Source organism: Romboutsia sp. CE17, assembly GCF_012317385.1.
Classification (GTDB): domain Bacteria; phylum Bacillota; class Clostridia; order Peptostreptococcales; family Peptostreptococcaceae; genus Romboutsia_E.
On the sequence record NZ_CP051144.1, the window covers coordinates 2,882,768 to 2,907,534 of the forward strand.

The 24,767-nt window shown below is 28.7% G+C and carries 24 protein-coding genes and 1 other annotated feature; of the genes, 21 read left to right on the top strand and 3 right to left on the bottom strand.

What is annotated here, in order from left to right:
• Positions 1 to 13: 13 nt before the first annotated feature.
• The 5 genes from HF520_RS14035 to HF520_RS14055 all read left to right on the top strand — a co-directional run bounded on the left by HF520_RS14035 (position 14) and on the right by HF520_RS14055 (position 4,216).
• The gene (locus HF520_RS14035) at positions 14 to 949 is read left to right on the top strand and encodes a DNA polymerase III subunit (RefSeq protein ID WP_168574505.1); all 936 of its coding nucleotides are present in this window, start codon (positions 14 to 16) and stop codon (positions 947 to 949) included.
• Positions 946 to 1,833 (top strand): PSP1 domain-containing protein, encoded by an 888-nt coding sequence (locus tag HF520_RS14040; protein ID WP_168574506.1) that lies wholly within the window; start codon positions 946 to 948, stop codon positions 1,831 to 1,833. Before HF520_RS14035 ends, HF520_RS14040 begins: the two co-directional genes overlap by 4 nt.
• 66 nt (positions 1,834 to 1,899) lie before the next feature.
• Positions 1,900 to 2,649, top strand: a complete 750-nt coding sequence (locus HF520_RS14045) for a tRNA1(Val) (adenine(37)-N6)-methyltransferase (protein ID WP_168574507.1) — start codon at positions 1,900 to 1,902, stop codon at positions 2,647 to 2,649.
• Between the two features lie 5 nt (positions 2,650 to 2,654).
• Positions 2,655 to 3,488: a 16S rRNA (cytidine(1402)-2'-O)-methyltransferase gene (rsmI, locus tag HF520_RS14050; protein ID WP_168574508.1), complete on the top strand. Its 834-nt coding sequence runs from the start codon at positions 2,655 to 2,657 to the stop codon at positions 3,486 to 3,488.
• A 26-nt stretch (positions 3,489 to 3,514) separates the two neighbouring features.
• Positions 3,515 to 4,216: an HD domain-containing protein gene (locus tag HF520_RS14055; RefSeq protein WP_168574509.1), complete on the top strand. Its 702-nt coding sequence runs from the start codon at positions 3,515 to 3,517 to the stop codon at positions 4,214 to 4,216.
• A 71-nt stretch (positions 4,217 to 4,287) separates the two neighbouring features.
• Here HF520_RS14055 and HF520_RS14060 read toward each other — a convergent pair whose 3' ends face one another.
• Both HF520_RS14060 and HF520_RS14065 read right to left on the bottom strand, forming a co-directional pair.
• Entirely contained in the window at positions 4,288 to 4,719 is a 432-nt protein-coding gene (locus tag HF520_RS14060; protein WP_168574510.1) for an Lrp/AsnC family transcriptional regulator, read from the bottom strand.
• 22 nt (positions 4,720 to 4,741) lie between these two features.
• On the bottom strand, positions 4,742 to 6,178 hold the full coding sequence (locus HF520_RS14065) for a nicotinate phosphoribosyltransferase (protein WP_207711009.1): 1,437 nt from the start codon (positions 6,176 to 6,178) through the stop codon (positions 4,742 to 4,744).
• 134 nt (positions 6,179 to 6,312) lie between these two features.
• Between HF520_RS14065 and HF520_RS14070 the strand changes: the two genes are divergently transcribed.
• From HF520_RS14070 to HF520_RS14110, 9 genes are all read left to right on the top strand, one after another.
• Positions 6,313 to 6,891: a nucleoside recognition domain-containing protein gene (locus HF520_RS14070; protein ID WP_243155155.1), complete on the top strand. Its 579-nt coding sequence runs from the start codon at positions 6,313 to 6,315 to the stop codon at positions 6,889 to 6,891.
• On the top strand, positions 6,891 to 7,415 hold the full coding sequence (locus HF520_RS14075; RefSeq protein WP_168574511.1) for a spore maturation protein: 525 nt from the start codon (positions 6,891 to 6,893) through the stop codon (positions 7,413 to 7,415). Before HF520_RS14070 ends, HF520_RS14075 begins: the two co-directional genes overlap by 1 nt.
• Positions 7,416 to 7,606: 191 nt before the next feature.
• Positions 7,607 to 7,837 (top strand) — a binding site (T-box leader).
• Between the two features lie 54 nt (positions 7,838 to 7,891).
• Positions 7,892 to 9,841 (top strand): methionine--tRNA ligase, encoded by a 1,950-nt coding sequence (gene metG / locus HF520_RS14080; protein WP_168574512.1) that lies wholly within the window; start codon positions 7,892 to 7,894, stop codon positions 9,839 to 9,841.
• 14 nt (positions 9,842 to 9,855) lie between these two features.
• The gene (locus HF520_RS14085) at positions 9,856 to 10,626 is read left to right on the top strand and encodes a TatD family hydrolase (protein ID WP_168574513.1); all 771 of its coding nucleotides are present in this window, start codon (positions 9,856 to 9,858) and stop codon (positions 10,624 to 10,626) included.
• 162 nt (positions 10,627 to 10,788) lie between these two features.
• Entirely contained in the window at positions 10,789 to 11,328 is a 540-nt protein-coding gene (gene rnmV, locus HF520_RS14090) for a ribonuclease M5 (RefSeq protein WP_168574514.1), read from the top strand.
• 26 nt (positions 11,329 to 11,354) lie between these two features.
• Positions 11,355 to 12,224: a 16S rRNA (adenine(1518)-N(6)/adenine(1519)-N(6))-dimethyltransferase RsmA gene (rsmA, locus tag HF520_RS14095; protein WP_168574515.1), complete on the top strand. Its 870-nt coding sequence runs from the start codon at positions 11,355 to 11,357 to the stop codon at positions 12,222 to 12,224.
• Between the two features lie 66 nt (positions 12,225 to 12,290).
• Positions 12,291 to 13,511 carry a hypothetical protein gene (locus tag HF520_RS14100; RefSeq protein WP_168574516.1) on the top strand — a complete coding sequence of 407 codons (1,221 nt, stop codon included), beginning with the start codon at positions 12,291 to 12,293 and terminating at the stop codon, positions 13,509 to 13,511.
• Positions 13,512 to 13,593: 82 nt separating this feature from the next.
• On the top strand, positions 13,594 to 14,709 hold the full coding sequence (locus HF520_RS14105) for a M20/M25/M40 family metallo-hydrolase (protein WP_168574517.1): 1,116 nt from the start codon (positions 13,594 to 13,596) through the stop codon (positions 14,707 to 14,709).
• Positions 14,710 to 15,030: 321 nt separating this feature from the next.
• Positions 15,031 to 15,831 (top strand): hypothetical protein, encoded by an 801-nt coding sequence (locus HF520_RS14110; RefSeq protein WP_168574518.1) that lies wholly within the window; start codon positions 15,031 to 15,033, stop codon positions 15,829 to 15,831.
• Positions 15,832 to 15,942: 111 nt separating this feature from the next.
• Here the strand turns inward: HF520_RS14110 and murC are convergent, their stop codons facing one another.
• Positions 15,943 to 17,295: a UDP-N-acetylmuramate--L-alanine ligase gene (murC, locus tag HF520_RS14115; protein ID WP_168574519.1), complete on the bottom strand. Its 1,353-nt coding sequence runs from the start codon at positions 17,293 to 17,295 to the stop codon at positions 15,943 to 15,945.
• A 222-nt stretch (positions 17,296 to 17,517) separates the two neighbouring features.
• Here murC and purR point away from each other — a divergent pair, with 222 nt between their 5' ends.
• The 7 genes from purR (at position 17,518) to pth (ending at position 24,761) form a co-directional block, all read left to right on the top strand.
• Entirely contained in the window at positions 17,518 to 18,408 is an 891-nt protein-coding gene (gene purR, locus HF520_RS14120; protein ID WP_168574520.1) for a pur operon repressor, read from the top strand.
• 124 nt (positions 18,409 to 18,532) lie between these two features.
• On the top strand, positions 18,533 to 18,811 hold the full coding sequence (gene spoVG, locus HF520_RS14125; RefSeq protein ID WP_168574521.1) for a septation regulator SpoVG: 279 nt from the start codon (positions 18,533 to 18,535) through the stop codon (positions 18,809 to 18,811).
• Between the two features lie 252 nt (positions 18,812 to 19,063).
• Positions 19,064 to 20,437, top strand: coding sequence for a bifunctional UDP-N-acetylglucosamine diphosphorylase/glucosamine-1-phosphate N-acetyltransferase GlmU (glmU, locus tag HF520_RS14130; RefSeq protein ID WP_168574522.1), 1,374 nt, complete (start codon positions 19,064 to 19,066; stop codon positions 20,435 to 20,437).
• 92 nt (positions 20,438 to 20,529) lie between these two features.
• The gene (locus HF520_RS14135) at positions 20,530 to 21,480 is read left to right on the top strand and encodes a ribose-phosphate diphosphokinase (RefSeq protein ID WP_168574523.1); all 951 of its coding nucleotides are present in this window, start codon (positions 20,530 to 20,532) and stop codon (positions 21,478 to 21,480) included.
• Between the two features lie 712 nt (positions 21,481 to 22,192).
• The gene (locus HF520_RS14140) at positions 22,193 to 23,254 is read left to right on the top strand and encodes a type IV pilus twitching motility protein PilT (protein WP_168574524.1); all 1,062 of its coding nucleotides are present in this window, start codon (positions 22,193 to 22,195) and stop codon (positions 23,252 to 23,254) included.
• Between the two features lie 294 nt (positions 23,255 to 23,548).
• Positions 23,549 to 24,187: a prepilin peptidase gene (locus HF520_RS14145; RefSeq protein WP_168574525.1), complete on the top strand. Its 639-nt coding sequence runs from the start codon at positions 23,549 to 23,551 to the stop codon at positions 24,185 to 24,187.
• 13 nt (positions 24,188 to 24,200) lie between these two features.
• On the top strand, positions 24,201 to 24,761 hold the full coding sequence (gene pth / locus HF520_RS14150) for an aminoacyl-tRNA hydrolase (RefSeq protein ID WP_168574526.1): 561 nt from the start codon (positions 24,201 to 24,203) through the stop codon (positions 24,759 to 24,761).
• The last annotated feature ends 6 nt before the right edge of the window (positions 24,762 to 24,767 follow it).

Here is a 24,767-nt window from a genome sequence, read left to right on the forward strand (position 1 = left end):
TGGAGATATAAATATGTATTTTAATAATATTATAGGTCAAGAGTTTGCCAAGAAGTATATTGGAAACTCTATTAAAAATGACAAAGTTAATCATGCATATATGTTTGAGGGAATTGATGGTATAGGAAAGAATTTATTTGCAAAAGAATTTGGTAAAATATTAATTGAAGTCGAAAATGCAGAAAATAGTCCTGATTATATAAAAATAGAGCCTACAGGTAGTAGTATAAAAATAGCTCAAATTAGAGAATTGCAATCAGATATAATAATTAAACCACATAGTAAATATAAAATATATGTAATCAATCATGCAGAAAAAATGACGGTTGAGTCTCAGAATGCTTTATTAAAAACCTTAGAGGAGCCACCAGATTATGCTATAATAATTTTGATTACAAATAATAAAGAGTCTTTATTACCAACAATAAAATCAAGATGTGAAATAATAAAGTTTTTGCCTATATCTATTATAGATTTAAAAAGATACTTAATGGGTAGAGGTATAGAAGAGAAAAGAGCTACACTATTAGCTAATTTCTCTAGAGGAAGTATCGAAAAAGCTTTAGAATTATCCGAATCTAACGATTTTTCTATAATGAGGGATGATATACAAAAATATATACAATACATATTAGATAAAAATATGGTTGAAATTTTAAATATATCATCTGATATGGAAAAATATAAGGATAAAATTATTGTAATTTTAGATATGATGATTAACTATTTTAGAGATATGATGCTTAGTAAAGGTAAAGTTGATAAAGATATGATTATAAACGGGGATAGAATTACCTTCATACAAAATATGAGTAGTAAAATTACTTATTCTCAAGTATCTAAGATTATTGATATAATAGAAGAAACTAAAAGAAAGATGAGAAGCAATTGTAACTTTAGTGTAAGTATACAGGTTATGGCTTTGAACATATATGAGGTGATAAAATGATAAAAATAGTGGGTGTTAGGTTCAAAAACGCAGGTAAAATATACTACTTTGACCCTGTAGATTTTGAAATAGAGCAAAATACAGATGTAGTTGTTGAAACTGCAAGAGGTTTAGAATACGGTACAGTTATTGTTGGACCAAAAGAAATAGATGAAAATAAACTAGTATCACCATTAAAACCTATAATAAGAATAGCTACTCCTGAAGATACTAAGATATATCAGGAAAATAAAGAAAAGGCTAAAGAAACATTTGAATTATGCCAACAAAAAATAAAAGAGCATGAACTTACTATGTTTTTAATAGATTGTGAGTATACTTTTGATAGAAATAAATTAATATTCTATTTTACAGCAGAAGGAAGAATAGACTTTAGAGAACTTGTAAAAGACTTAGCAGCTATTTTTAAAACAAGAATAGAGCTAAGACAAATTGGGGTTAGAGATGAAGCAAAATCAATAGGTGGTCTAGGACCATGTGGAAGAAGCTTATGCTGTTCTTCATGGCTAGGAGATTTCCAACCAGTTTCTATAAAAATGGCTAAAGACCAAAGTTTATCATTAAATCCAACTAAAATATCAGGAATTTGTGGTAGATTGTTCTGTTGCTTAAAGTATGAGCATGATGTTTATGTTGAGGCAATAGAAAAAATGCCTTCAGTTGGAGACTTAGTTAAAGTGGGTTCAAATAAAGGTAAGGTAATAGAAGTGAATCCTTTATTAGAACAAGCTAAGATTGAGTTTAATGATAAAACTATAAAAACTTGTATGAGAGAAGAAATAAAGGTATTACAAGAAGCTAAGAAGTGTGGAGGTTGTTGTAAAAATAAAGATGATCAAATTGATGCAGCAACACTTAGAGAGTTAAAGAAACTAGAGGACTAAAATAAACTTATTAATATAAAAACTAGGGGTAGGAATTTCCTACCCTTTAAAAATAAGGAGATATATATGGACATAAAATTAAAAGACACAGAGAGAATAGATGATTTACAGTTAAAAGGATTAAAGTTGATACAAGATACTAATGGGTTCTGTTTTGGAATAGATGCAGTACTTTTAGCAAACTTTGCTAAAGTAAAGAAAGATGCAAATGTAGCTGATTTAGGAACCGGAACTGGTATAATACCAATACTTATTGCAGGAAAAAGTAAGGCAAAGAAAATAGTAGGAGTAGAAATACAAGAAGAAGTATATGAAATGGCAACTCGCTCTGTGAAATTAAATAATTTAGAGGATAGAGTAGAGATTATAAATGCCGATATAAAAACGATAGATAAAGAGTTAGAAGTACATGGATACCATGTAGTTACTTCAAATCCTCCTTATATGCATATGGACGGAATAAAAAATCCTAATGATAAAAAAGCTATTTCAAGACATGAGGTAAAATGTAATTTAGAAGATGTAATAAGATCAGCTTCAAGGTTAGTAATGCCTAGAGGTAAATTCTATATGATACATAGACCTACGAGATTAGTAGATATAATAGAGCTTGGAAGAAAATACAGATTAGAGCCAAAGGTAGTACAATTTGTTCATCCAAGAGCAAATAAAGCACCTAATTTACTTTTAGTAGAGTTTATAAAAGATGGAAAACCAGAATTAAAAATATTAGATCCATTATATGTTTATGGAGAAGATGGAAAATATACACAAGAAATAAATGATATATATGCAAATGAAGATATAGGAGAGTAAAATATATGAGAGGTAAATTATATATATGTCCAACACCCATAGGAAATTTAGAAGATATAACTTATAGGACATTAAGAATATTAAATGAAGTTGACTTAATTGCAGCAGAGGATACTAGACATAGTATAAAGCTTTTAAATCATTTTGAAATTTCAAAGCCGTTAACAAGTTACCATGAACATAATAAAGATTCAAAAGGTGGGTATTTAATCAACAAATTACTTGATGGAGAGAATATAGCATTAATAAGTGATGCAGGAATGCCAGGAATTTCTGACCCTGGAGAAGATATAATAAGAGAAGCTATAGACAATAATATAGAAGTAGAAGTTTTACCAGGTGCAACAGCATTTGTAACAGCTTTAGTAGGTTCTGGTTTAAATACTAAAAAATTTGCTTTTGAAGGCTTTTTAGATAGGGATAAGAAAAATAGAAGAGAACAACTAGAAAGTATAAAAGAAGAGAGTAGAACAATGATATTCTATGAATCTCCACATAGATTAAAAGATACTTTAAAAGATATGAGTAAGGTATTAGGTAATAGAAAAATATCTATAAATAGAGAACTTACAAAAAAATATCAAGAGGTAATAAGAGAAGATATAGATAAAGCAATAGAAATTTTTAATGAGAAAGAAATTAAAGGAGAATTTGTTTTAATTGTAGATGGCTTTAAAGGAGAAAAAACTCAAAAAAGTAACTATGACAATCTTACAGAAAGAGAGTTTGTAATTGAGCTAATAAATAATGGAATGGATAAGAAAGATGCTATTAAAACAGTTTGTAAAGAAAGAAAACTAAAAAAAGATGTAGTATATAAGCAAGTGTTAGATTTATAAACATAAACATTTGGGGTGATATATATATGAATTTAGAAAGAAGTATAATAAAAAGTTTAAAACTTGAAAGTACTAGCCAAGAGTTAAAAAAATTAGATAAAGATAAAGATTTAGAAAAAATAATACCTAAAATAAATGAAATGAAAGAAGTTGGAGAGTGCAAATATCATGTAGTAAACTGTTTTGATCACTCTATTAATGCATTGAAAGAATTTGAGGATACTATAAATGATGAAAATTTCTTTCCAGCTCATTTAAAAGATTTAATTTGGGATTATTTAAATACAGAGTTAGAAGAGAGTATAAGCAGACTTGAAATACTGAAGTTAGGGATATTTATACATGATATTGGAAAGCCTGATGCAAAAACTGTAGATGAATCAGGAAGAGTTCATTTTAAAGGTCATGAAAAAATTGGTGGAGATATAGCTATAAAATTAGGTAATAAATTAAAATTAAGCGAAAAGTCAATAGATACTTTATTTAATTATGTAAGATACCATATGTATTTGCTAATATTTTATAAAGACAATAACTTAACTCAAGAAAAACTATTTGATATGTTTAATAAAATAGGAGATGATACAATTGGTATTATACTTCTAGGATATGCAGATATAGTTGCTACTAGAAAGTTACTGAATCCTGATGAACAAGTAGGAACAATAAAAACATATATGGAGTTTATATTAACTAATTATGAATATAGATATAAACGTTTAAAGTAATATTTTAAATTAAAAAGCACTGTCTCAAAATACAAATTTTATTTGAAAATTGTATTTTGAGACAAGTCCTTTTATAGTATAGATTTAGACTGTATCGGAGTAGATAATATTACCGAAGTCTTAGTAGAACCTATTGTTTTTATTGTGTCAATTACATGCTCTAATTCATACATATCTTTTACTATTACTTTTAGAAGTGAACAGTCATCTCCAGTTATATGATGGCATTCAACTATTCTATCATCTTTTCTAGCAACTTCTAAAAATTGATCATAAGCACTTCCACTTGGAAGAGATATATGTATAAAGGCTTTTATAACTCTACCTAAAGCATCTGGATTAACTATAGCTTTATATCCTTCTATAACACCTGCTTCTTCTAATCTTTTAACTCTTTCAGAAACAGCAGGAGATGTTAATCCAACTATTTTTCCTAGATCTTTCATTGAAATTCTACCGTCATTTTGAAGTATTTCTATAATTCTGTAATCAGTAATATCCATATATAATCCCCTTCTGTTTGTTTTATTGTATTTGAAGAACTTTTTCACCTAATAAACTAGTTTTTAGATTCCAAAGTTCTTTAGATAAGTCAACCTTATAAGTTTTTGGGCAATTAAGTCTTTTATAACTATCCCATAAAGTATTTAACTCTTCTTGAACATGCTTTTGTATTTCTTGTATTGATTTAGGTTCAAATTTACATTCACCATTTATGTACAGTGGCTTAAGAAGGTCTTTTATAGTATAGTCCTCGAATGTAGTCTCTTTCCATGTATATGTTGGGTGGAATACTGTTAGAGGTTTAGTAGTATCAATATCTTCATCATGAAGCATAATTAAATCAGCTTCAGCCTTATGTTCGTTATTATATATTCTAACAACTTTTTTATATCCTGGATTATTGATTTTCTCTGCATCTTCAGAAACTTTAATTTTTGGAATAATCTCACCGTCTTCAAATGAAGCAGCTAATTTGTAAACACCACCAAGAGAAGGTGAATCAGCCGATGTGATTAATTTAGTTCCGACTCCCCAAGAATTAATAGCACACTTTCCAGATTTTAAAGAAGATATAGTATGCTCATCTAAATCGTTTGAAGCTGTAATAGATAAATCTGTAAATCCAGCTTCATCTAGCATTCTTTTTGCCTCTACAGATAGATATTCTAAATCACCTGAATCAATACGTATCCCTAATGGTTTGTATCCTTTTTCACGTAAATTCTCAAAAACTTTTATGGCATTAGGAACACCACTATTTAATACATCATATGTATCAACTAATAGTAAGCATTTATCAGGATATACATCGGCATAAGCCTGGAATGCTTCTAACTCTGAATCAAATTTTTGAACCCAACTATGAGCTTGAGTTCCTACAACAGGAATATCAAACATTTTGCCGGCTAGAACGTTTGCTGTAGCATTACATCCCCCTATTACTGCAGCTCTTGCACCATAGATACCTGCATCAGGTCCTTGTGCACGACGAAGTCCAAATTCTAAAACAGAATCTCCTTGTGCTGCATAACAAACCCTAGATGCTTTTGTAGCTATAAGTGATTGGAAATTAACTATAGTAAGTAAAGCTGTTTCAATCAGTTGAGCTTGATATAGAGGTGCTTTTACTGTGATGATTGGTTCATTTGGAAACATTATAGTTCCTTCTTCAACAGAATAAATGTCACCTGTAAATTTAAAATTCCTTAAAAAATCTAAGAATTTATCAGAAAATAAGTTTAAACTTTTTAAGTACTTTAAATCTTCCTCTGAAAAATGAAGGTTGTTTATATATTCAACTAGCTGCTCAATTCCACATACTATTGTATATCCACTCTTGCATGCATTTTTCCTAAAGAACATATCAAACACAACTACGTTTTCATGTATATTTTTTTCAAAATATCCATTCAGCATAGTAAGTTGATATAAATCTGTAAGAAGTGTTAAATTTCTCATTATTTTTCTCCTTATAATAGTACTAAAAATTATAAAAAAACCCTATAACTATACTAAAACACAATACACTTCAACTTTCAAGTATAAACTAGTCCCCAATCAACATAAAATTATTTAGAGGGGAGGAGATTGGAATGGGAAAAATATGGTTTTATATGATTGTAATCGGAATACTTGGAAGCGTGTGCTTTCAAAATTTAGGTGAGTTAAATACAGTTATTTTAAATGAATCTTCTAAGGCAATAGAGTTTGCAATAGGTTTAGCAGGTATAATGGCTTTTTGGATGGGAATAATGAATGTTGCAAAGGACTCAGGTCTTATAGAAAAAATAGGAAATAAATTGAGTCCTATAATGAAGAAATTATTTCCTTCAGTTCCCAAAGGACATAAAGCCATGTCTTATATAGTTATGAATATGGCTTTAAATATGCTTGGAGCAGGAAATGGAGCAACAGCCTTTGGTTTAAAAGCGATGGCTGAATTACAAACACTAAATAAAAATAAAGATACTGCAAGCAACGATATGATTATGTTTCTAGTAATAAATATATCTTCTGTTCAAATAATACCATTTACAATGTTAAAAATAAGAGCAGATGCAGGATCACAATTTCCTAATGAAATAATAGTTACAACACTATTTGCAACTATAGTTTCAACCTTTGTAGGAATAGTAACCTGTAAGCTTCTTCAAGGGAGGGATAAGAGATAATGTTAGATATATTTTCTAATATGATTATACCAATTGTAATACTTTATATAGTTATCTATGGAAAAAGACAGAAGATAGATATATATGAAAGCTTTGTAAAAGGAGCTATTGATGGTCTAAAAACAGCATGGTCAATACTTCCATATATAATAGGAATATTTTTAGCAATAGGTATATTTAAATCTGGAAAAGGAATAGATATTTTAGAATGGATGTTTTCTCCGATAGCAAAACTTATGAGTATACCTAAAGAATTAATAGGCTTGATAATAATAAAACCTTTATCAGGGAGTGGGGCATTAGGAATGTATAATGAATTAGTACAAAGGGTAGGAATAGATTCTTTAGTAGAAAAAATGGGATCGACTATGGTAGGAGCTTCAGAGACTATATTTTATACAATGGCTATATATTATGGAAGTTTAAAAATAAAGAATACAAGACATACATTAACTTGTTCTATATTAAGCCATATAGCAGGTGTAATAGCATCAGTATTTATATGTTACTTGGTATTTACATAAATAATCTAATTATATTTTAAAGATCAATAATAAAATTTTGTTAAATAGGATATTATTAGGAGTAAAAAAGTATGGTTGACAATAATACATTATTTTAATAGAATAAAAAATGAATGATAAATTAAAATTCTTTACATAATAATCACATGTATAAGTATTATTACATAAGTTAATAATACAGTTATCAATATAAAAAAGCTATGAAAAGAAGAGTAAATAATGATTTTTTCTACAGAGAGCTAGATCAGGTGAAAGCTAGTGTTAAAAGAATTATTGAAGATGGCCTTTGAGCTTTTTATCTGAAGTTTGAGTAAGATAAAACGTTTGGACACGTTATAGTCCACTAAGATATCTATAACTGAAATCTATTTAAGTTTATAGGTAAATTAGGGTGGTACCGCGTATATAATCTCGCCCCTATGTAACAATCATAGGAGGCGAGTTTTTTAATATCTAAAAAATAGGAGGAAATAAATATGAGCAAGCCAACTTTTTACGTTACAACGCCTATATATTATCCAAGTGGAAATTTACATATAGGACATACTTATACGACTGTTGCAGCAGATGCAATAGCTAGATTTAAGCGTTTTTCTGGATTTGATGTAAAATTCCTTACAGGTACAGATGAGCACGGAGAAAAAATACAAAAAACTGCTAGAGAAAAAGGTATGACAGAAATGGAATACTTAGATGGAATGATAGCAGGTATAAAAGATTTATGGAATACAATGGATATATCTTATGATGACTTTATAAGAACAACTCAAGATAGACACCAGGATATAATACAAAAAATATTTACTAAATTATATGAACAAGGAGATATATATAAAGGTTCATATGAAGGTAGATACTGTACTCCATGTGAAAGTTTCTGGACTGATTCTCAATTAGTAGATGGAGATAAGTGCCCAGACTGTGGTAGAGAAACTTATTTAGCTAAGGAAGAAGCTTACTTCTTTAAATTATCTAAGTATGAAGATAGATTAAAAGAATTATTCAAAAATGATAAATTCTGTTTCCCAACAGCTAGAAAGAATGAAATGGTTGCAAACTTCTTAGACAAAGGATTAGAAGATTTATGTGTAACTAGAACTACTTTCGACTGGGGTATAAAAGTTCCATTTGATGAGAAACACGTAATTTATGTTTGGGTAGATGCTTTATGTAACTATATAACTGCATTAGGATACATGAGCGAAAATGAAGAAGAATTTAAAAAATATTGGCCAGCAAATGTTCAAATAGTAGGTAAAGAAATCGTAAGATTCCATACTATAATATGGCCAGCATTATTAATGGCGTTAGATTTACCAGTTCCAGAGCAAGTTTATGGACATGGATGGATATTATTTGCTAATGATAAAATGAGTAAATCAAAAGGAAATATAGTTTACCCAGAGCCAATGATAGAAAGATACGGAATAGATGCTCTTAAATACTTCTTATTAAGAGAATTTGCTTTTGGTCAAGATGGAAGTTATACTCACAGAAACTTCGTAACTAGAATAAATTCTGACCTTGCAAATGACTTAGGAAACTTAGTAAGTAGAACAGTAGCAATGGTTGAAAAATACAATGGTGGAATAATACCAATGGCAAAAGCTCAAACTGCTTTTGATGAGGACTTAAAAGCACAAGCTAAGTCATCTAGAGAAAACTTTGAAGTAGAAATGGATAAAATGCAATTCCATGAAGCATTAGAAAATGTATGGAAGTTAATAAGAAGAACTAACAAATACATAGATGAGACTATGCCATGGGCTTTAGCTAAAGATGAAGCTAAAAAAGATGAATTAGATACTGTATTATATAACTTATGCGAATCTATAAGAATAATATCAACTTTAATAAGACCTATGATGGAAACAACTGCTAATAAGATATATGACCAATTAGGAATAGCAGGACAAGAAGAGTTAACAAACTGGGAAAGTACAAATACTTTTGGGCTTATAGGAGAAAATACTAAAGTACACAAAGGTGAAGCATTATTCCCAAGATTAGATATAGAGAAAGAGGTAGCAGAATTGGAACAATTATTCAACGGTAATGTAGAAACTAAAGAAGAAGTTAAAGAAGAAACTTTAACTCATAAAGAAGAAATAACAATAGACGATTTAGATAAAGTAGAATTAAGAGTTGGTAAAATAATAAGCTGTGAAAAGCATCCTAAGGCTGATAGATTATTAGTATCTCAAGTTAAATTAGGGCCAGAAACTAGACAAATAGTATCAGGAATAGCTAAATGGTACAAGCCAGAAGAAATGGTTGGAAAAGAAGTTATAGTTGTATGTAACTTAAAGCCAGTTAAGTTAAGAGGAGTAGAATCTCAAGGTATGATATTAGCTGCTGGTGATGATGGAGATGATTTATTAATACCAACAACTACTGGTGCTAAAGACGGATGCGAAGTTAGATAAGGAGAAGAATAATTATGTTATTCGATTCACATGCACATTTAAACGATGATAGATTTGATGAGGATAGAGAAGAATTAATAGCTTCTCTTAGAGAAAAGCAAGTCGATTTAGTTGTAAATCCAGGAGCCGATATAAAATCTTCTATAAATAGTATAAATCTTGCTAATAAGTATGATTTTATATATGCAGCTGTAGGTGTTCATCCACATGATGTTGGAGAGCTAGATGATACAGCAATAGATACTTTAAGAAAGTTAGCTACTGAAAATGAAAAAGTAGTTGCTATAGGAGAAATAGGATTAGATTATTATTATGATAATTCTCCAAGAGAGGTTCAAAAAGAATGGTTTAAAAAGCAAATAGAGCTTGCTAATGAATTAAAATTGCCAATAATAATACATGATAGAGATGCACATGGTGATACTTTTGAAATAATAAAGAACACTAAAAATCCTGAAATAGGATGTGTACTTCATTGCTATAGTGGTAACGTAGAATTAGCAAGAGAATATGTAAAGATGGGATGTTATATTTCTATTCCAGGAACAGTTACTTTTAAAAATAATAAAAAGACTAGAGAAGTTGCAAAAGAAATTCCTTTAGAATATTTATTAATAGAAACTGATTCACCTTATATGGCTCCAGAGCCACATAGAGGAAAGAGAAATGACCCGTCGCTAGTAGCATTTGTAGCTGATAAGATAGCTCAAGAAAAAGGTATATCTTATGAAGCTGTTTGTAAAGCTACTAAAGAAAATGCTAAGAGATTATTTAATATAAAATAGTACAAGAAACCCAAGATGCAGCTAATAGTAATCTTGGGTTTTTTATTTAAATACTGTAATTACAATAATTGAAAAATGGATAAATTATATACTAATACAAATATTTATGCTAAAATTTAATTTATGAATTCAAGCGACAAGATAGAAAAAGGTGATTTTATTATGATAAAAGAGGTAATAGTAGTAGAAGGTAGAGACGACGTTACTGCTGTAAAAAGAGCAATAGATGCCGAACTTATAACTACGGGAGGATTTGGATTTCCAAAAGGAGTTATGGAACGTATAAAAGCTGCTCAAAAAAGACGTGGAGTGATAATATTTACTGATCCTGATTTTGCTGGTGAAAAAATAAGAAAGAAAATAGCTGCTGAGGTTCCAGGATGTAAGCATGCATTTCTACCAAGAGAAGAGGCTAAAAAAGACGGAGATATAGGTATAGAAAATGCATCTCCAGAAAGCATAATAGCTGCCTTAAACAAGGTTAGAACTGAAAGCGTAGAAAAAAGAAATGAATTTACTCAAGTTGACTTAATAAGAAATCAACTTATAGGAAATGAAGATGCATCTTATAGAAGAGATGAAATCGGAAAGATACTTGGAATTGGATACGGAAATGCAAAGCAATTTTTAAGTAGATTAAATAACTATGGAGTAAGCAGAGAAGAATTTATAAAGGCAGTTGAAACTGTCGATAATAAATAATAAAAATACATAAAAGGAGAAATAGTATGGATAGACTTTCATCTCATAGAGCTACCAAAGAAGTAGTTCAAAAACATAATTTTAAATTTTCAAAGTCATTAGGCCAAAACTTTTTAATAGATGATAATGTTATAGATAGGATACTAGCAGGAGCTAGATTATCTGAAGGAGATAAGATAATAGAAGTAGGACCAGGGATTGGTACACTTACTCGTGAAATGGGTAAGGTAGCAGATAAAGTTGTAGCTATAGAAATAGATAAAACTTTAATACCAATATTAGAAGAAACATTAGCTGATTTAGATAATGTTGAAGTAGTTAATCAAGATATATTAAAAGTTAATGTTGAAGAATTAGTAAAAGAGAAATTAAGTGGAGGACCAGTTAAATTAGTAGCAAATCTTCCATACTACATAACTACACCAATAGTTATGAAATTTTTAGAAGAAAACATACCAGTAACTGATATAGTGGTTATGGTTCAAAAGGAAGTTGCGGATAGAATGAATGCGGGTCCCGGAACAAAAGATTATGGTGCATTATCAGTAGCGGTTCAATATTATTGTGATACAGAAATTGTAGCAAAAGCACCTAGACACATGTTTGTTCCTCAGCCAAATGTAGACTCTACAGTTATAGGGCTTCATGTAAGAGAAGAGAGAAAGTACCCTGTTGATAATGAGGAAATTTTCTTTAAAACAGTTAAAGCTTCATTTGGACAAAGAAGAAAAACTCTTCTTAATTCTTTAGGAACATTAGGGTTTTTAACTAAAGATCAAGTAAAAGAAGCCTTATCTAATGCTAATATAGATGAAAAAAGAAGAGGAGAAACTCTTACAATAGAAGAATTTGCAACACTTTCAAATGTTATAAATTCAATGGTACCTTCAAAATAGAAGGTACTTTTTTTTTACCCATATACATATACTATCTAGAGAACTTATGTAAAGGGGGGAAATGAAGTGGGCTCTAATAGAAAGTTTAAAAGAGAATATATAATTTTAGAAGCTAAAGATATGAATTTTAGATATAAAGAGCGCATCTTACCTAAAGCTTTTGCAAAGATAGAAATAAATGATGAAAAATCAGTTATAGCATTGTATGTAGAAAACCTTAAATATATGAAGGACGGATATAGGGTTGTAGCTATAAGAAGTGACTATGAAACTATAGATTTAGGCAAAATAACTTTAAATGAGCAAGGGAAAGGAGAGTTTGTACTAGATTTAGAAGACAGAAATGCAGAAATAAAAGGAATAGCTTTATTATATGAAAAGACTGTACCACTTATAGGATTTAAAGGAAGTAAAATAGAAAATTACGAAGAAATACTATTTATGGCGGATGAAGAAGAATATACAAACATGGAAGATGAAGGTGAATATGAAGAAATAGAGTATATAGAGGTTGATGAAGAGGATGATGATGAGTACGAAGAGTATGAAGAAATAGAGTATATAGAAATTGATGAAGAAGATGATGATGAATATATGGAGATTGAAGAAGATAATCAAGAATATGATCTAAATAACTATAGTGATAATAATAAATATGAAGTAAATTATAATAATCAATATAAACAGTATGAAAATATAACTAACAAAGAATCTCTAGTATATAATAGAACTAATAAAATTCTTAACAAAAATAAAGTTAATAAAGAAAAAATTAAGCAACGAACATATTCAAATGTAAATCATAATCCATTTACAGATACAGAGCGAAGTGATGAATACCAAGATATACCATATACTAATAATAAAACACCGGGTACATTATTAATGCCAAGACAAATTAAAAAAGGTTTAAAATATTTTAAAGAAACAAAACCATTTGTAAATGATTATATAGAAAATACTAGATGGTGGAAAATAGATATTACACCAACAACTTTATGTGGATATACAATGCCTTATTTAGGATATGTAAATTCACTTAACTTCACAATGTATAGCGATGCAATAATGCAGTCATATAAATATAGACACTACTTATTTGGAGTACAATATGATGAATATAATAAGAGACAAAATTATATTTATGCAGTACCAGGTAAAAAGGATGAGCAACCTGATCAAGGTCATACAGGATTTAGCGTATATCAACCTTGTGATTATAGAAATAATAACTTAGGTTATTGGTTGTGCTATATAGATTCAAGAAGTAGACAAATTTTGAAATAGTTAATAAAATTAGAATATATTGATAATAATTAAATAATAATCTAAAATATGACTTAAGATTATTTAATTTGGAGGAGCATATATGACAAATAATAAAAGACTTATAGATGAATTTCTTGAATTAGTTCAAATAGATAGCCCAACTTCTAAAGAAGGAACTATAGCTAAAGTATTAGTTAAGAAATTAGAAGAAATAGGATTATCTGTAGAGATAGATGATGCAGGGGAAAAAACTGGCGGTGAAACAGGAAATGTTATAGCTAAAATGAAGGGGACTAAAAAAGGAAAAAAATTATTATTCAGTTCACATATGGATACAGTTAGCCCAGGTGTAGGAGTAAAACCTATAGTAGATGAAGAAGCTGGAATAATAAAAAGTGATGGAACTACGGTATTAGGTTCAGATGATAAGGCAGGAATAGCAGCTATTTTAGAAGGATTAAGATATATAAAAGAAAATAATATAGAACACTCAGATATAACAGTAGTATTCTCAATATGGGAAGAAGGCGGATTATTTGGAGCCAAATCTTTAGATTACTCGAAGTTAGATGTAGACTATGGATTTGTACTAGATAGTGGAGGTTCTCCAGGAGAAATAATAGTAAAAGCGCCAGGTCAAGATAGAATAGAAGTAAAGATAATGGGAAGACCAGCTCATGCAGGGCTTCAGCCTGAAGAAGGAATAAGTTCAATAATGGTAGCTTCAAGAGCTATAGAAAATATGAAGCTATTAAGAATAGATGAAGAAACTACAGCTAATATAGGTATAGTAAAAGGTGGAGTTGCTACAAATATAGTTATGCCAGAAATAGAGGTAATAGCGGAAGCTAGAAGCTTGGATGAGGCAAAACTAGATGCACAAACTAATCATATGATAGAAACTTTTGAAAAAGCAGCGAAGGAATTTGGAGCACAAATAGAAGTAAAAGTTGAAAGAATGTACTCTCCTCTTAACATAGATGACAATGATGATATTGTTGTATTTACTAAAAAAGCATTTGCTAATCTAAATATAGAAGGAAAAACGGCTTCTACAGGTGGAGGAAGTGACACAAATGTGTTAAATAAAAATGGTATAAAAGCTGTAAATCTTGGTATAGGAATGAAGAAGGCTCATACCTTAGAAGAATATATAGCAATAGAGGATATAATAAATTCTGCAAAAACAGTTATAGAAATAATTAAAGAAGCATAATAAAATAGATAAGATATATATACTGGGCTATCGCTAATATAATTAGTGATAAGCCCATTTTTACATTTTTATAGAATTAGAATTTATATTGAATTAAAAATAATAACTATAATTATAATCATAAAAAACAACATCTATAGAAGTAGTTAAATGATTAGGAAATATATTCCTAATTAAAATACCGACAATATTATTCTTAGTACATGTAAAATTATGAAATTATTGCCGAGGAAATACTTCTTTTAAATAATTATATATTAAAAAATATCGAAAAAAGGTATATAATATGTTTATAAATAGTAAACTGTAGGGGGTGAAAATGTGTCTAAAAATAGTAGGAAAAAAAGAAAGTTAAAGAAGAATGCGATATTACCACTTAGTATATTTGTATTCTTTGTTTTATATTTCTTTTCATTCTGGTGGTTTAGCAAAGATCAAGAAAAGCTGCAAAATGTAGAAGTTAATCTTCAAGATCAAAAAGAAGATACTAGAACTCTACTAACTCAGCTAAGATATAAACAAAAGATATATCTTTCAGATGGAACAGTAAGTAATATAAGGGTTGAAGAAGAATACTGGGATGAACTAGACTATATACTTGCAGAATTAAAAGAAGTAAGAGCTCCGGAGTCATTTACTGAAGTATATAGTGGAAACTCAGATGATGGACTTAAATTTTCAACAGATTTAAATTATTTAAGGATTTATACAGTAAATAAAGAGACATACTATAAAATACCAGTAGATTCAAAAGAAGAATTTTCAAATGTTTTAAAGAAGAGTATATATACATCGTTTGGATTTGTAAGTCAGTATAAATCTTGGGATCGTGTGAGCATAACTTACAAAGATAAAACTAAGAAAATTAACAAGTGGAAGTTTGATGACTTATCATACAAAATGGCATCAAAACGGATTGTAGGAAAAGTACAGCCAGAAAAAAGTAAAGAAAGAAGTGAGTATAACTTCACCATATCAATAAATATAAAAGGTGAAGATATAGTAGTAGAAACAATGGGAGAAGACTATATAAAAATAACTTCTCATAATTTACAATCATATTATGAAGTTCATAATGCTTTATATGAATACATAAAAAATGATATATTCAAAATTAAATAAAATAATAAAAATCCCTTATATTTATACTATAATTTTAGTTAAACATAAGGGATTTTTATTATAACTTACATAATATTAGAATTATTATTCGAAAAATGCAGTTAATTAAATTTATTTTTCAACAAGCATTTCTGCTACTTGGAATATAGGTCCAGCACCAGCAGTAATTACTAAATCATTAGATTCTGTATTTTCGCGAAGATACTGAGCTATATCTTCAAATTTGCTTATATAGGTAACATCTACATTATTTTGATAAAGTTTTTCAACTAAATCTTTAGCATGTATATCACCTGGATCATCTTCTCTAGCTGCATATATATCAGTTATTATCACCTTATCAGCAGAATAGAAAGCTTCAGCAAAACTATCTAATAATGATTTTGTTCGAGTGTAAGTGTGAGGTTGGAATACACACCATAATTTAGATTTCTTTAATTTATTAGCAGCAGATAATGTAGCTTTTAACTCAGTTGGATGATGAGCATAATCATCTATTACTAAAACATCTTTATAATAACCTTTAGTTTCAAATCTTCTACCGACACCTTTATAAAGAGAGATGTTTTTTCTTATTACTTCTAATTCAAGATTAGAAACATAAGCAGTCATTATAGCTGCTGTAGCATTGTAAATGTTGTGAAGACCAGGAACAGATAATTCAAATCTGCCTAAATCATTGCCTTTGTATTCTAATTCGAATATACCATATCCATTATCATTAAAGCTTATATTTTTTATAACTGCATCATTTGATGTATTTGTACCATATTTTATAGTAGTTGCTTTAACTTCATGTAAAATGTCAATAGTATTATTGTCATCACCGTTTATTATAAAATAACCATCAGCTGGTAAAAGTTTACCAAATTTGTTAAAAGAAGCTTTTATTTCATTTAAACCAGAGAAGTAGTCAAGATGATCTTCTTCTATGTTTAATACTATAGAAATTTTAGGATTGAAGTTAAGAAAACTATCAACATACTCACAAGCTTCTGTTATAAAATGGTCTGATGAACCTATTTTAACGTTACCGCCAATCACACTTAGATTTCCGCCAACTAAAATAGTAGGATCTAATTTAGCATATTCAAAAATTGTAGATAGCATAGATGTTGTAGATGTTTTACCATGAGTACCAGAAACTGCAATCGAGTTTTTATACTCTCTCATTACCTGTCCTAGAAAAGCAGCTCTATCCATAGTAAGTATATTCTTTTCTTTAGCAGCTACTAACTCTTGATTATCAGGATGTATAGCTGCAGTATAAACAACCATGTCTATGTTATCAGATATATTTTCTCTTTTTTGGCCAATATATATGTTAGCTCCTTGACTTCTAAGGTTATCTAGAAGATAAGAGTCATTCATATCAGACCCTGATACTGTATATCCTTTGTTAAGGCATATTTCTGCTAAAGCACTCATACTTATGCCACCGATTCCAATAAAGTGTATATTCATAATAAAACCACCTTCCTCTCTAAATTAAGTTCTACAATATGAACTATTTATGTGGTATAATAATACAATGTTCAATATTTTATTAATAATATACATATAATATATCTATGTATAAGTATATTAACAAACGCCATAAAACATAACTATTATTATATCATATTAAGTAATCTTGTGCATTATTTAGTTTACATATAGAAAAGTAATAATACAGGAGGTAGTTTCATGAAGTTTAAGAGAACGGAAAGAATTGGAGCTATAGTTAAAATACTATCAGACAATCCAAATAAAATATATACATTAAGTTATTTTACAGAAAAATTTAATGCTGCAAAATCAACAATAAGTGAAGATTTATTAGTTGTTAAAAATGTTTTTGAAAAGTTAGAGTTAGGAAAGGTTTTAACTATTTCTGGGGCTGCAGGAGGAGTTAAGTATATACCTAAGACTTCTAAATCAGAAAATGAAGAATTTTTAATGGATTTATGTAAAAAAATAAGTGATCCATCTAGATTACTTTCTGGAGGTTTTTTATACTTAATAGATTTAATATACGATCCAAATATAGCATCAAAAATAGGGAAAATATTTGCATCTAATATAGATTACTCAGAAGCTGATTATGTAGTAACAATGGAAACAAAGGGTATACCTATGGCTCTTATGACAGCTAAAGCAATGAATTTACCACTAGTTATAATAAGAAAGGACATAAAAGTATCAGAAGGTCCTACTTTAAGTATGACATATGTAAGTGGAAAGTCTAAAGTTGAAAGTATGAGTTTACCAAGAAAAGCTCTTAAGCAAGGAAGTAAGGTTATTTTAATAGATGACTTTATGAGAGGTGGAGGAACTATAAAAGGTATGATGAACCTTATGAATGAATTTGGGGCAGAAGTCATAGGGTCTGGAGTATTTATCTCAACAACTACACCAGAAGAAAAAATGGTATCAGATTATATATCATTAATACAACTAGATGTAGATGGTGAGAACATAATTGTAGAGCCAAATTTAAAGACTTTCAAAGATGAATATAGAAATATTAATATAGAAGAAATTGAGGAATTAGAAGATACTGTTGAAGAAAGTGAAAATTTATTTGAGGAAGAATAATAAAAAAATAAATATTTTACAAAAATAAAGAGGAAATTTTCAGGCAATATAGAATTATTAAATATAAAGAATTTATAATTAATACAAATTAATTCTGTCAAAATTAAAAGGGGGATATTGAGGTATGAACATTACTGACGTAAGAGTAAGAAAAATAACAGATGAAGGGAAAATGAAATGTATAGTTTCTATTACTTTCGATAATCTATTTGTTGTTCATGATATAAAGGTTATCGAAGGACATAATGGGCTATTCATAGCAATGCCAAGTAGAAAAGTAGGGGAAGGAAACTTCAGAGATATAGCTCATCCAATAAATGCTGAGATGAGACAAGTTTTAGAAGATGCAGTATTAAAAGCTTACCACGAAGCAGTTGCTCAATTAGAAGTAGCAGCAGAATAAGTAAATAAATAACTTAATGTAGTATTAATTAGTATGTAAGAGCCGAACTATTCGGCTCTTTTTTATTATAAAAAGACTTTAATGGCTATACTTTTAGTATAAAAAGTGATATATTAGTTAGAGAAATAGATATATTGTATACAGAATAACGAATAAAAATATGATTTTAAATAAGAACATAATTTAAAATGAAAACATAAATTATAAAATATATAGATTTATTAAAATAGATAATAAAAAGGAGTAGAGCTTATGAATTTTAAAGCTATAATTCTTGCAGCAGGTAAAGGGACTAGAATGAAGTCTCAATATCCAAAAGTAATACATAAAGTATGTGGAAAAGAAATGGTAAACCACGTAATAAATGTCTCTAAAAAATCAGGTGTAAATGATATAGTGGCAATACTAGGACATGGAAGTGAAGTTGTAAAAGAAAGATTACCAGAAGATACAATGATAGCAATGCAGACAGAGCAATTGGGAACTGGTCATGCTGTCAAGATGGCAAAAGAATACATAAACGATGAAGACACAATAGTAGTTTTATGTGGAGATACTCCATTAATAAAAGAAGATACATTAAAAAGATTATTTTCATATCACTTAGAAAATGGGTATCATGCAACAGTTTTAACAACTAAAGTAGATAATCCAACAGGATATGGAAGAATAATAAGAGATAATAATGAAGACTTATTAAAGATAGTAGAGCAAAAAGATGCAAACGAAGAAGAAAAAGCTGTAAATGAAATAAACTCTGGAATCTACTGTTTTAATGGAAAATCTTTAAGGGAAGCCTTAGACTTAATAGATAATAACAACGCTCAAGGAGAATACTACTTAACAGACACAATATATATAATGAGAGATAAGGGTCAAAAGGTAGGAGCATATAATGGTTCTACAATAGAAGAACTTATGGGAGTGAACTCTAGAGTAGAATTATCAAAAGCAGAAGAAATTATGAGAAAAAGAATAAATGAATCTCATATGGTAAATGGTGTAACTATAATAGATACTAATTCTACATATATAGAATCAGATGTCGAAATAGGGAATGATACTATAATATATCCTGGAGTAATGCTAAAAGGAAGCGCAAAAATAGGATGTAATTGTGTAATAGATATGAATTCATCTATAGAAAATTCAACTATTGGAGATAATACAGAAGTAAAAAACTCAACAATTATAGATAGTAAAGTTGGAGAAAATACAACAGTTGGACCATATGCTTATCTTAGACCAAAGAGCAACATAGGTAATAATGTAAAAATAGGGGACTTCGTAGAGGTTAAGAATGCTACAATTGAAGATAATTCAAAAGCATCTCATTTATCTTATATTGGAGATGCTCATGTAGGAAAAAATGTAAATATAGGTTGTGGAGTTGTATTTGTTAACTACGATGGAAAAAATAAATTTAAATCAGTAGTAAAAGATGGTGCATTTATAGGATCAAATTCTAATTTAGTAGCACCAGTAGTAGTAGAAGAGGATGGATATATAGCAACAGGATCAACAATAACAAAGGATGTACCTAAAGCAGCTTTAGCAATAGCAAGAGAAAGACAGGTTGTTAAGGAAGGCTGGGTAGAGAAGAAAAGAGAAAGAGACAACAAATAAGTAAGATTATTATTTTTAGAACTAGTCTAAAAATTATAAAATATAAATTACAAAATATATATCAATAGTTTAAATTTTCGGGAGGATAAGCAATGAATACTAGCGGAAGTGAAATCAAAATCATTTCAGGTAACTCGTCAAAAGTGTTAGCGCAAAAAATAGCTGACTATATAGGAGTACCTGTATCAGACTGTACAGTAGGGAAGTTCAGTGACGGAGAAATATCTGTAAACATGAACGAAACAGTAAGGGGATGCGATGTTTTCGTAGTTCAATCAACTAACAGTCCAGTAAATGATAACTTAATGGAATTATTAATAATGATAGATGCTTTAAAAAGAGCATCTGCAGGTAGAATAACAGCAGTAATTCCTTACTATGGATATGCAAGACAAGATAGAAAGGCAAAATCAAGAGATCCTATTACGGCTAAATTAGTTGCAAACTTAATAACAGCTGCAGGGGCAGATAGAGTTTTAACTATGGACTTACATGCGGCACAGATACAAGGATACTTTGATATACCATTAGACCACTTATTAGGGGGAAGTATATTATCTAGCTATTTCAATGAAAAGAAAATAGAAGATCTAGTAGTAGTTTCACCTGACCTTGGAAGCGTTACAAGATCTAGAAAATTTGCAACTACATTAGATGGAGATGTTCCACTAGCTATAATTGATAAGAGAAGACCAAAAGCTAACGTATGCGAAGTTATGAATATAATAGGAGATGTTAAAGGGAAGAATGTTATCTTATTAGACGATATGATAGATACTGCAGGAACAATAACTAATGCAGCTAATGCTCTTAAAGAATTTGGAGCGAAAGATATATATGCTTGTTGTACTCACGGAGTATTATCAGGACCAGCTATAGAAAGAATAGAAAATTCTGCTATAAGTGAACTAATAGTATTAGATACTATACAACTTCCTGAAGAAAAGAAAATAGATAAAATAAAAGAGCTTTCAGTGGCACCTTTATTTGGAGATGCTATAAAGAAAATATTCTCTAACGAATCTATAAGTGTTTTATTCTAATATATTATATAGACTTGTATTTTGAGTAATCAAAGTACAAGTCTTTTTTATGTGTAATAGTTCTTAAAATATCATAATTATAATTTACTTTTGATATGAATATTATAGAATATAAAGTATTTATGATAGAAATGTATCAGTGTTATCATTATTTTAGTACATATTATCGGACCGATAGACTTATGAATAAGATTTACTACTTACTTAATATTTAAGATTATGAATATAGAAGTTATACATGAAACTATTGATTAAGCAATACAGGAGTGAAGTGGTGAGATTTATCCATTGCAATATATAAAAATATACATACAGAATAAATTTAACTAATTTATCTATGATACATGAGGATATCACAAATAATTCTGAATATGTAAGTCAGTTTATTTGATGATTACTAAATGAGGAAATATTTATTAGGTAGGTAGAGTACGGTATTGTTAAACTGAATAAATTAAATAATAAAGATATTTAGGTACTTCTTTTGGCTATAATACTAATAATCGATATTTTTAATAGTAAGTATATAAAATTTTGACCATATAAATAGTAATATGAGAGTAATTTATAGATCATATAGGCAAGATTAATATCATTCTTTAATAGAAGCTGATAGTTTACCAGGTTCATATTATTAGAAAGCATCTAGTCTTTAGCTAAATATAGTGAATATAAAAGAAATTTATATAAAACTAAGGAGTAAATATTAAATATGAATATATTTGATTTATTAGAAATTGCAATAGAGATAGGAGCTTCAGATATACATATAACAGTAGGCAGTGCGCCTATTGCTAGAATAAATGGTAAGTTTATAAAATTAAATGATAGGATATTAACTAGTGAAGATACTGAAGATATGACAAAGGATATAGCGAAGGAAAATAAATTTAAAAGGATAGAGATGTATGGTGAATGTGATTTCTCAGTAGCTTTAGAGACTGGAGAACGATTTAGAGTAAATGCATATAAGCAAAAAGGAAATTATGCTCTAGCAATAAGAACGATAATGTCTACTATACCATCATTTGAATCTTTAGGGCTTCCAGAAGTACTAAAGACATTTACAGAAAGAAATAAAGGGCTAGTCTTAGTTACTGGACCGACAGGTAGTGGAAAATCAACAACACTTGCAAGTCTTATAGATATAATTAATGAAAATCAGCAAAAACATATAATAACTATTGAAGATCCAATAGAATACGTACATAAGCATAAAATGGGATTAGTAAATCAAAGAGAAATAGGACAAGATACAAAAAGTTTTAATTCTGCACTAAGATCCATACTTCGTCAAGATCCAGATGTAATATTGGTAGGGGAGATGAGAGATGCAGAAACTATATCAATTGCATTAACTGCAGCAGAAACAGGACATTTGGTATTTTCTACATTACATACAGTTGGTGCAGCAAAGACGATAGATAGAATAGTAGATATGTTTCCATCTGAACAGCAGAAACAAATAAGAAGTCAATTATCAACTGTTTGTGAGGGAATAGTTTCACAACAACTAATACAAACTATAGATGGAAGGCGAAGAGTTGCAGCGCTTGAGGTTATGATTGCAAATTCAGCAATTAGAAATCTAATAAGAGAAAATAAAACATATCAAATACAAAATCAAATACAGACAGGTAGCAAATTTGGAATGCAGTCTATGGATCAAGAATTAGTCAATTTATATATACAAGGAATAATTTCTAGAAATAGTGTTTTAAGTAGATGTACGGACTATGAATATACAATTAGATTGATAGAAGATAAATATTAATATGGATTTTATACTATTTTTAAGGCATTAAATTTAAAGGAAAGAAAAAACTTATAGGATTAGAAATATTTATTTTATATTATCAAATGATAATGTACCTAATATATATGTACAAGAACAAAAGTATCATGAAATAAAAGAATCTCTGTAAAAGAGATTCTTTTTTATCAAGTGGCAAATCCAATGAGAGTATTGGGAAATATAATTTTTTATTAAAAATAAGTATAAAAAAATTATATCAATCAAAAATCAAAGTATAAGGATTAATCCTACTACTGATACATGATTGAAATAATGATTTACATTATAATAACATCTACAATTTTAACTTATTTTACAGATAAGTATTTAAAAAATAAAAGCAGAGAAATAAACCAAATTACATATAATACTTCTATACTATATATATTAATAATAATTTTAAATCTTTGTATATATAAAAAATATGGACTAACAATAGATTTTATAAAATATATCTTTTTAATTCCGTTTTTATTAGGAATATCAATAATTGATTATCGAACTACTTACATATATGATATAACAATAGTTAGTGGTATAATTATTCAAGGTGTAATTTTAATAAGTTCAATAACTATAGAAAAAGATTTTACAAATCATATAGGTGGACTATTTATAGGTATAATAGTATCATATCTTTTAGCAAAATTAACTAAAGGGTTAGGAGATGGAGATATTGGTCTATTTGCATTATGTTGTTTTACATTAGGATATAATTATAGCTTATATTTAATGTTCTTATCATATATAATAGCATTTATATACTGTATCTACATAATTTTAAAAAAAAATAAATCTATAAAAGAAAGTATAGCATTTGCACCATTCATATCATTAGCAACAATTTTGATAATGCTAACTGAAAATAGTTTGATGAATAGCTATTTTGAGATAATTAATAAAGTGTTATAAAGGAGGAATAAATATGTATGTAGTAGTAGGATTAGGTAATCCAGGTAAGCAATACGAAAAAACAAGACATAATGTTGGATTTGATGTTATAGATATTTTATCAAAGGAATATGATATAAACGTATCGAAAATAAAACATAAGGCTTTAATAGGAGAAGGTAGAGTTGGAAATGAAAAAGTTCTTTTAGTAAAGCCTCAAACATATATGAATTTAAGTGGAGAAACTTTAATTGATATTTATAACTATTATAATATTGATATGGAAAATATAATAGTAGTTTATGACGATATTGACTTAGATGTTGGAAAGATAAGAATAAGAAAAAAAGGAAGTGGTGGAACTCATAATGGCATGAGATCTATTACTAAGTGTTTAGGTTCTAATGACTTTCCGAGGGTTAGAGTTGGTGTATCTAAGCCTAGACCAGGACAAGATTTAGCAGATTTTGTTTTATCTAGATTTGGAAAAGAAGAAAGTGATAATATAGAATTAGGATTAGAAAAGGCTGCTAAAGCAGTAGATACTATGATAAGAGAAAATATTGACCTAGCTATGAATAAATACAATGGGTAAGGAAAG

Bases quoted from the DNA above. Each gene is read 5' to 3' on its own strand.
- spoVG (WP_168574521.1), top strand. From the start codon at position 18,533: ATGAACATTACTGACGTAAGAGTAAGAAAAATAACAGATGAAGGGAAA.
- rsmA (WP_168574515.1), top strand. From the start codon at position 11,355: ATGGATAGACTTTCATCTCATAGAGCTACCAAAGAAGTAGTTCAAAAA.
- HF520_RS14035 (WP_168574505.1), top strand. From the start codon at position 14: ATGTATTTTAATAATATTATAGGTCAAGAGTTTGCCAAGAAGTATATT.
- HF520_RS14040 (WP_168574506.1), top strand. From the start codon at position 946: ATGATAAAAATAGTGGGTGTTAGGTTCAAAAACGCAGGTAAAATATAC.
- rnmV (WP_168574514.1), top strand. From the start codon at position 10,789: ATGATAAAAGAGGTAATAGTAGTAGAAGGTAGAGACGACGTTACTGCT.
- HF520_RS14070 (WP_243155155.1), top strand. From the start codon at position 6,313: ATGGGAAAAATATGGTTTTATATGATTGTAATCGGAATACTTGGAAGC.
- HF520_RS14135 (WP_168574523.1), top strand. From the start codon at position 20,530: ATGAATACTAGCGGAAGTGAAATCAAAATCATTTCAGGTAACTCGTCA.
- rsmI (WP_168574508.1), top strand. From the start codon at position 2,655: ATGAGAGGTAAATTATATATATGTCCAACACCCATAGGAAATTTAGAA.
- HF520_RS14145 (WP_168574525.1), top strand. From the start codon at position 23,549: ATGATTTACATTATAATAACATCTACAATTTTAACTTATTTTACAGAT.
- murC (WP_168574519.1), bottom strand. From the start codon at position 17,295: ATGAATATACACTTTATTGGAATCGGTGGCATAAGTATGAGTGCTTTA.
- HF520_RS14045 (WP_168574507.1), top strand. From the start codon at position 1,900: ATGGACATAAAATTAAAAGACACAGAGAGAATAGATGATTTACAGTTA.
- HF520_RS14065 (WP_207711009.1), bottom strand. From the start codon at position 6,178: ATGAGAAATTTAACACTTCTTACAGATTTATATCAACTTACTATGCTG.
- glmU (WP_168574522.1), top strand. From the start codon at position 19,064: ATGAATTTTAAAGCTATAATTCTTGCAGCAGGTAAAGGGACTAGAATG.
- HF520_RS14055 (WP_168574509.1), top strand. From the start codon at position 3,515: ATGAATTTAGAAAGAAGTATAATAAAAAGTTTAAAACTTGAAAGTACT.
- HF520_RS14060 (WP_168574510.1), bottom strand. From the start codon at position 4,719: ATGGATATTACTGATTACAGAATTATAGAAATACTTCAAAATGACGGT.
- HF520_RS14105 (WP_168574517.1), top strand. From the start codon at position 13,594: ATGACAAATAATAAAAGACTTATAGATGAATTTCTTGAATTAGTTCAA.
- HF520_RS14140 (WP_168574524.1), top strand. From the start codon at position 22,193: ATGAATATATTTGATTTATTAGAAATTGCAATAGAGATAGGAGCTTCA.
- HF520_RS14075 (WP_168574511.1), top strand. From the start codon at position 6,891: ATGTTAGATATATTTTCTAATATGATTATACCAATTGTAATACTTTAT.
- metG (WP_168574512.1), top strand. From the start codon at position 7,892: ATGAGCAAGCCAACTTTTTACGTTACAACGCCTATATATTATCCAAGT.
- pth (WP_168574526.1), top strand. From the start codon at position 24,201: ATGTATGTAGTAGTAGGATTAGGTAATCCAGGTAAGCAATACGAAAAA.
- HF520_RS14085 (WP_168574513.1), top strand. From the start codon at position 9,856: ATGTTATTCGATTCACATGCACATTTAAACGATGATAGATTTGATGAG.
- purR (WP_168574520.1), top strand. From the start codon at position 17,518: ATGAAGTTTAAGAGAACGGAAAGAATTGGAGCTATAGTTAAAATACTA.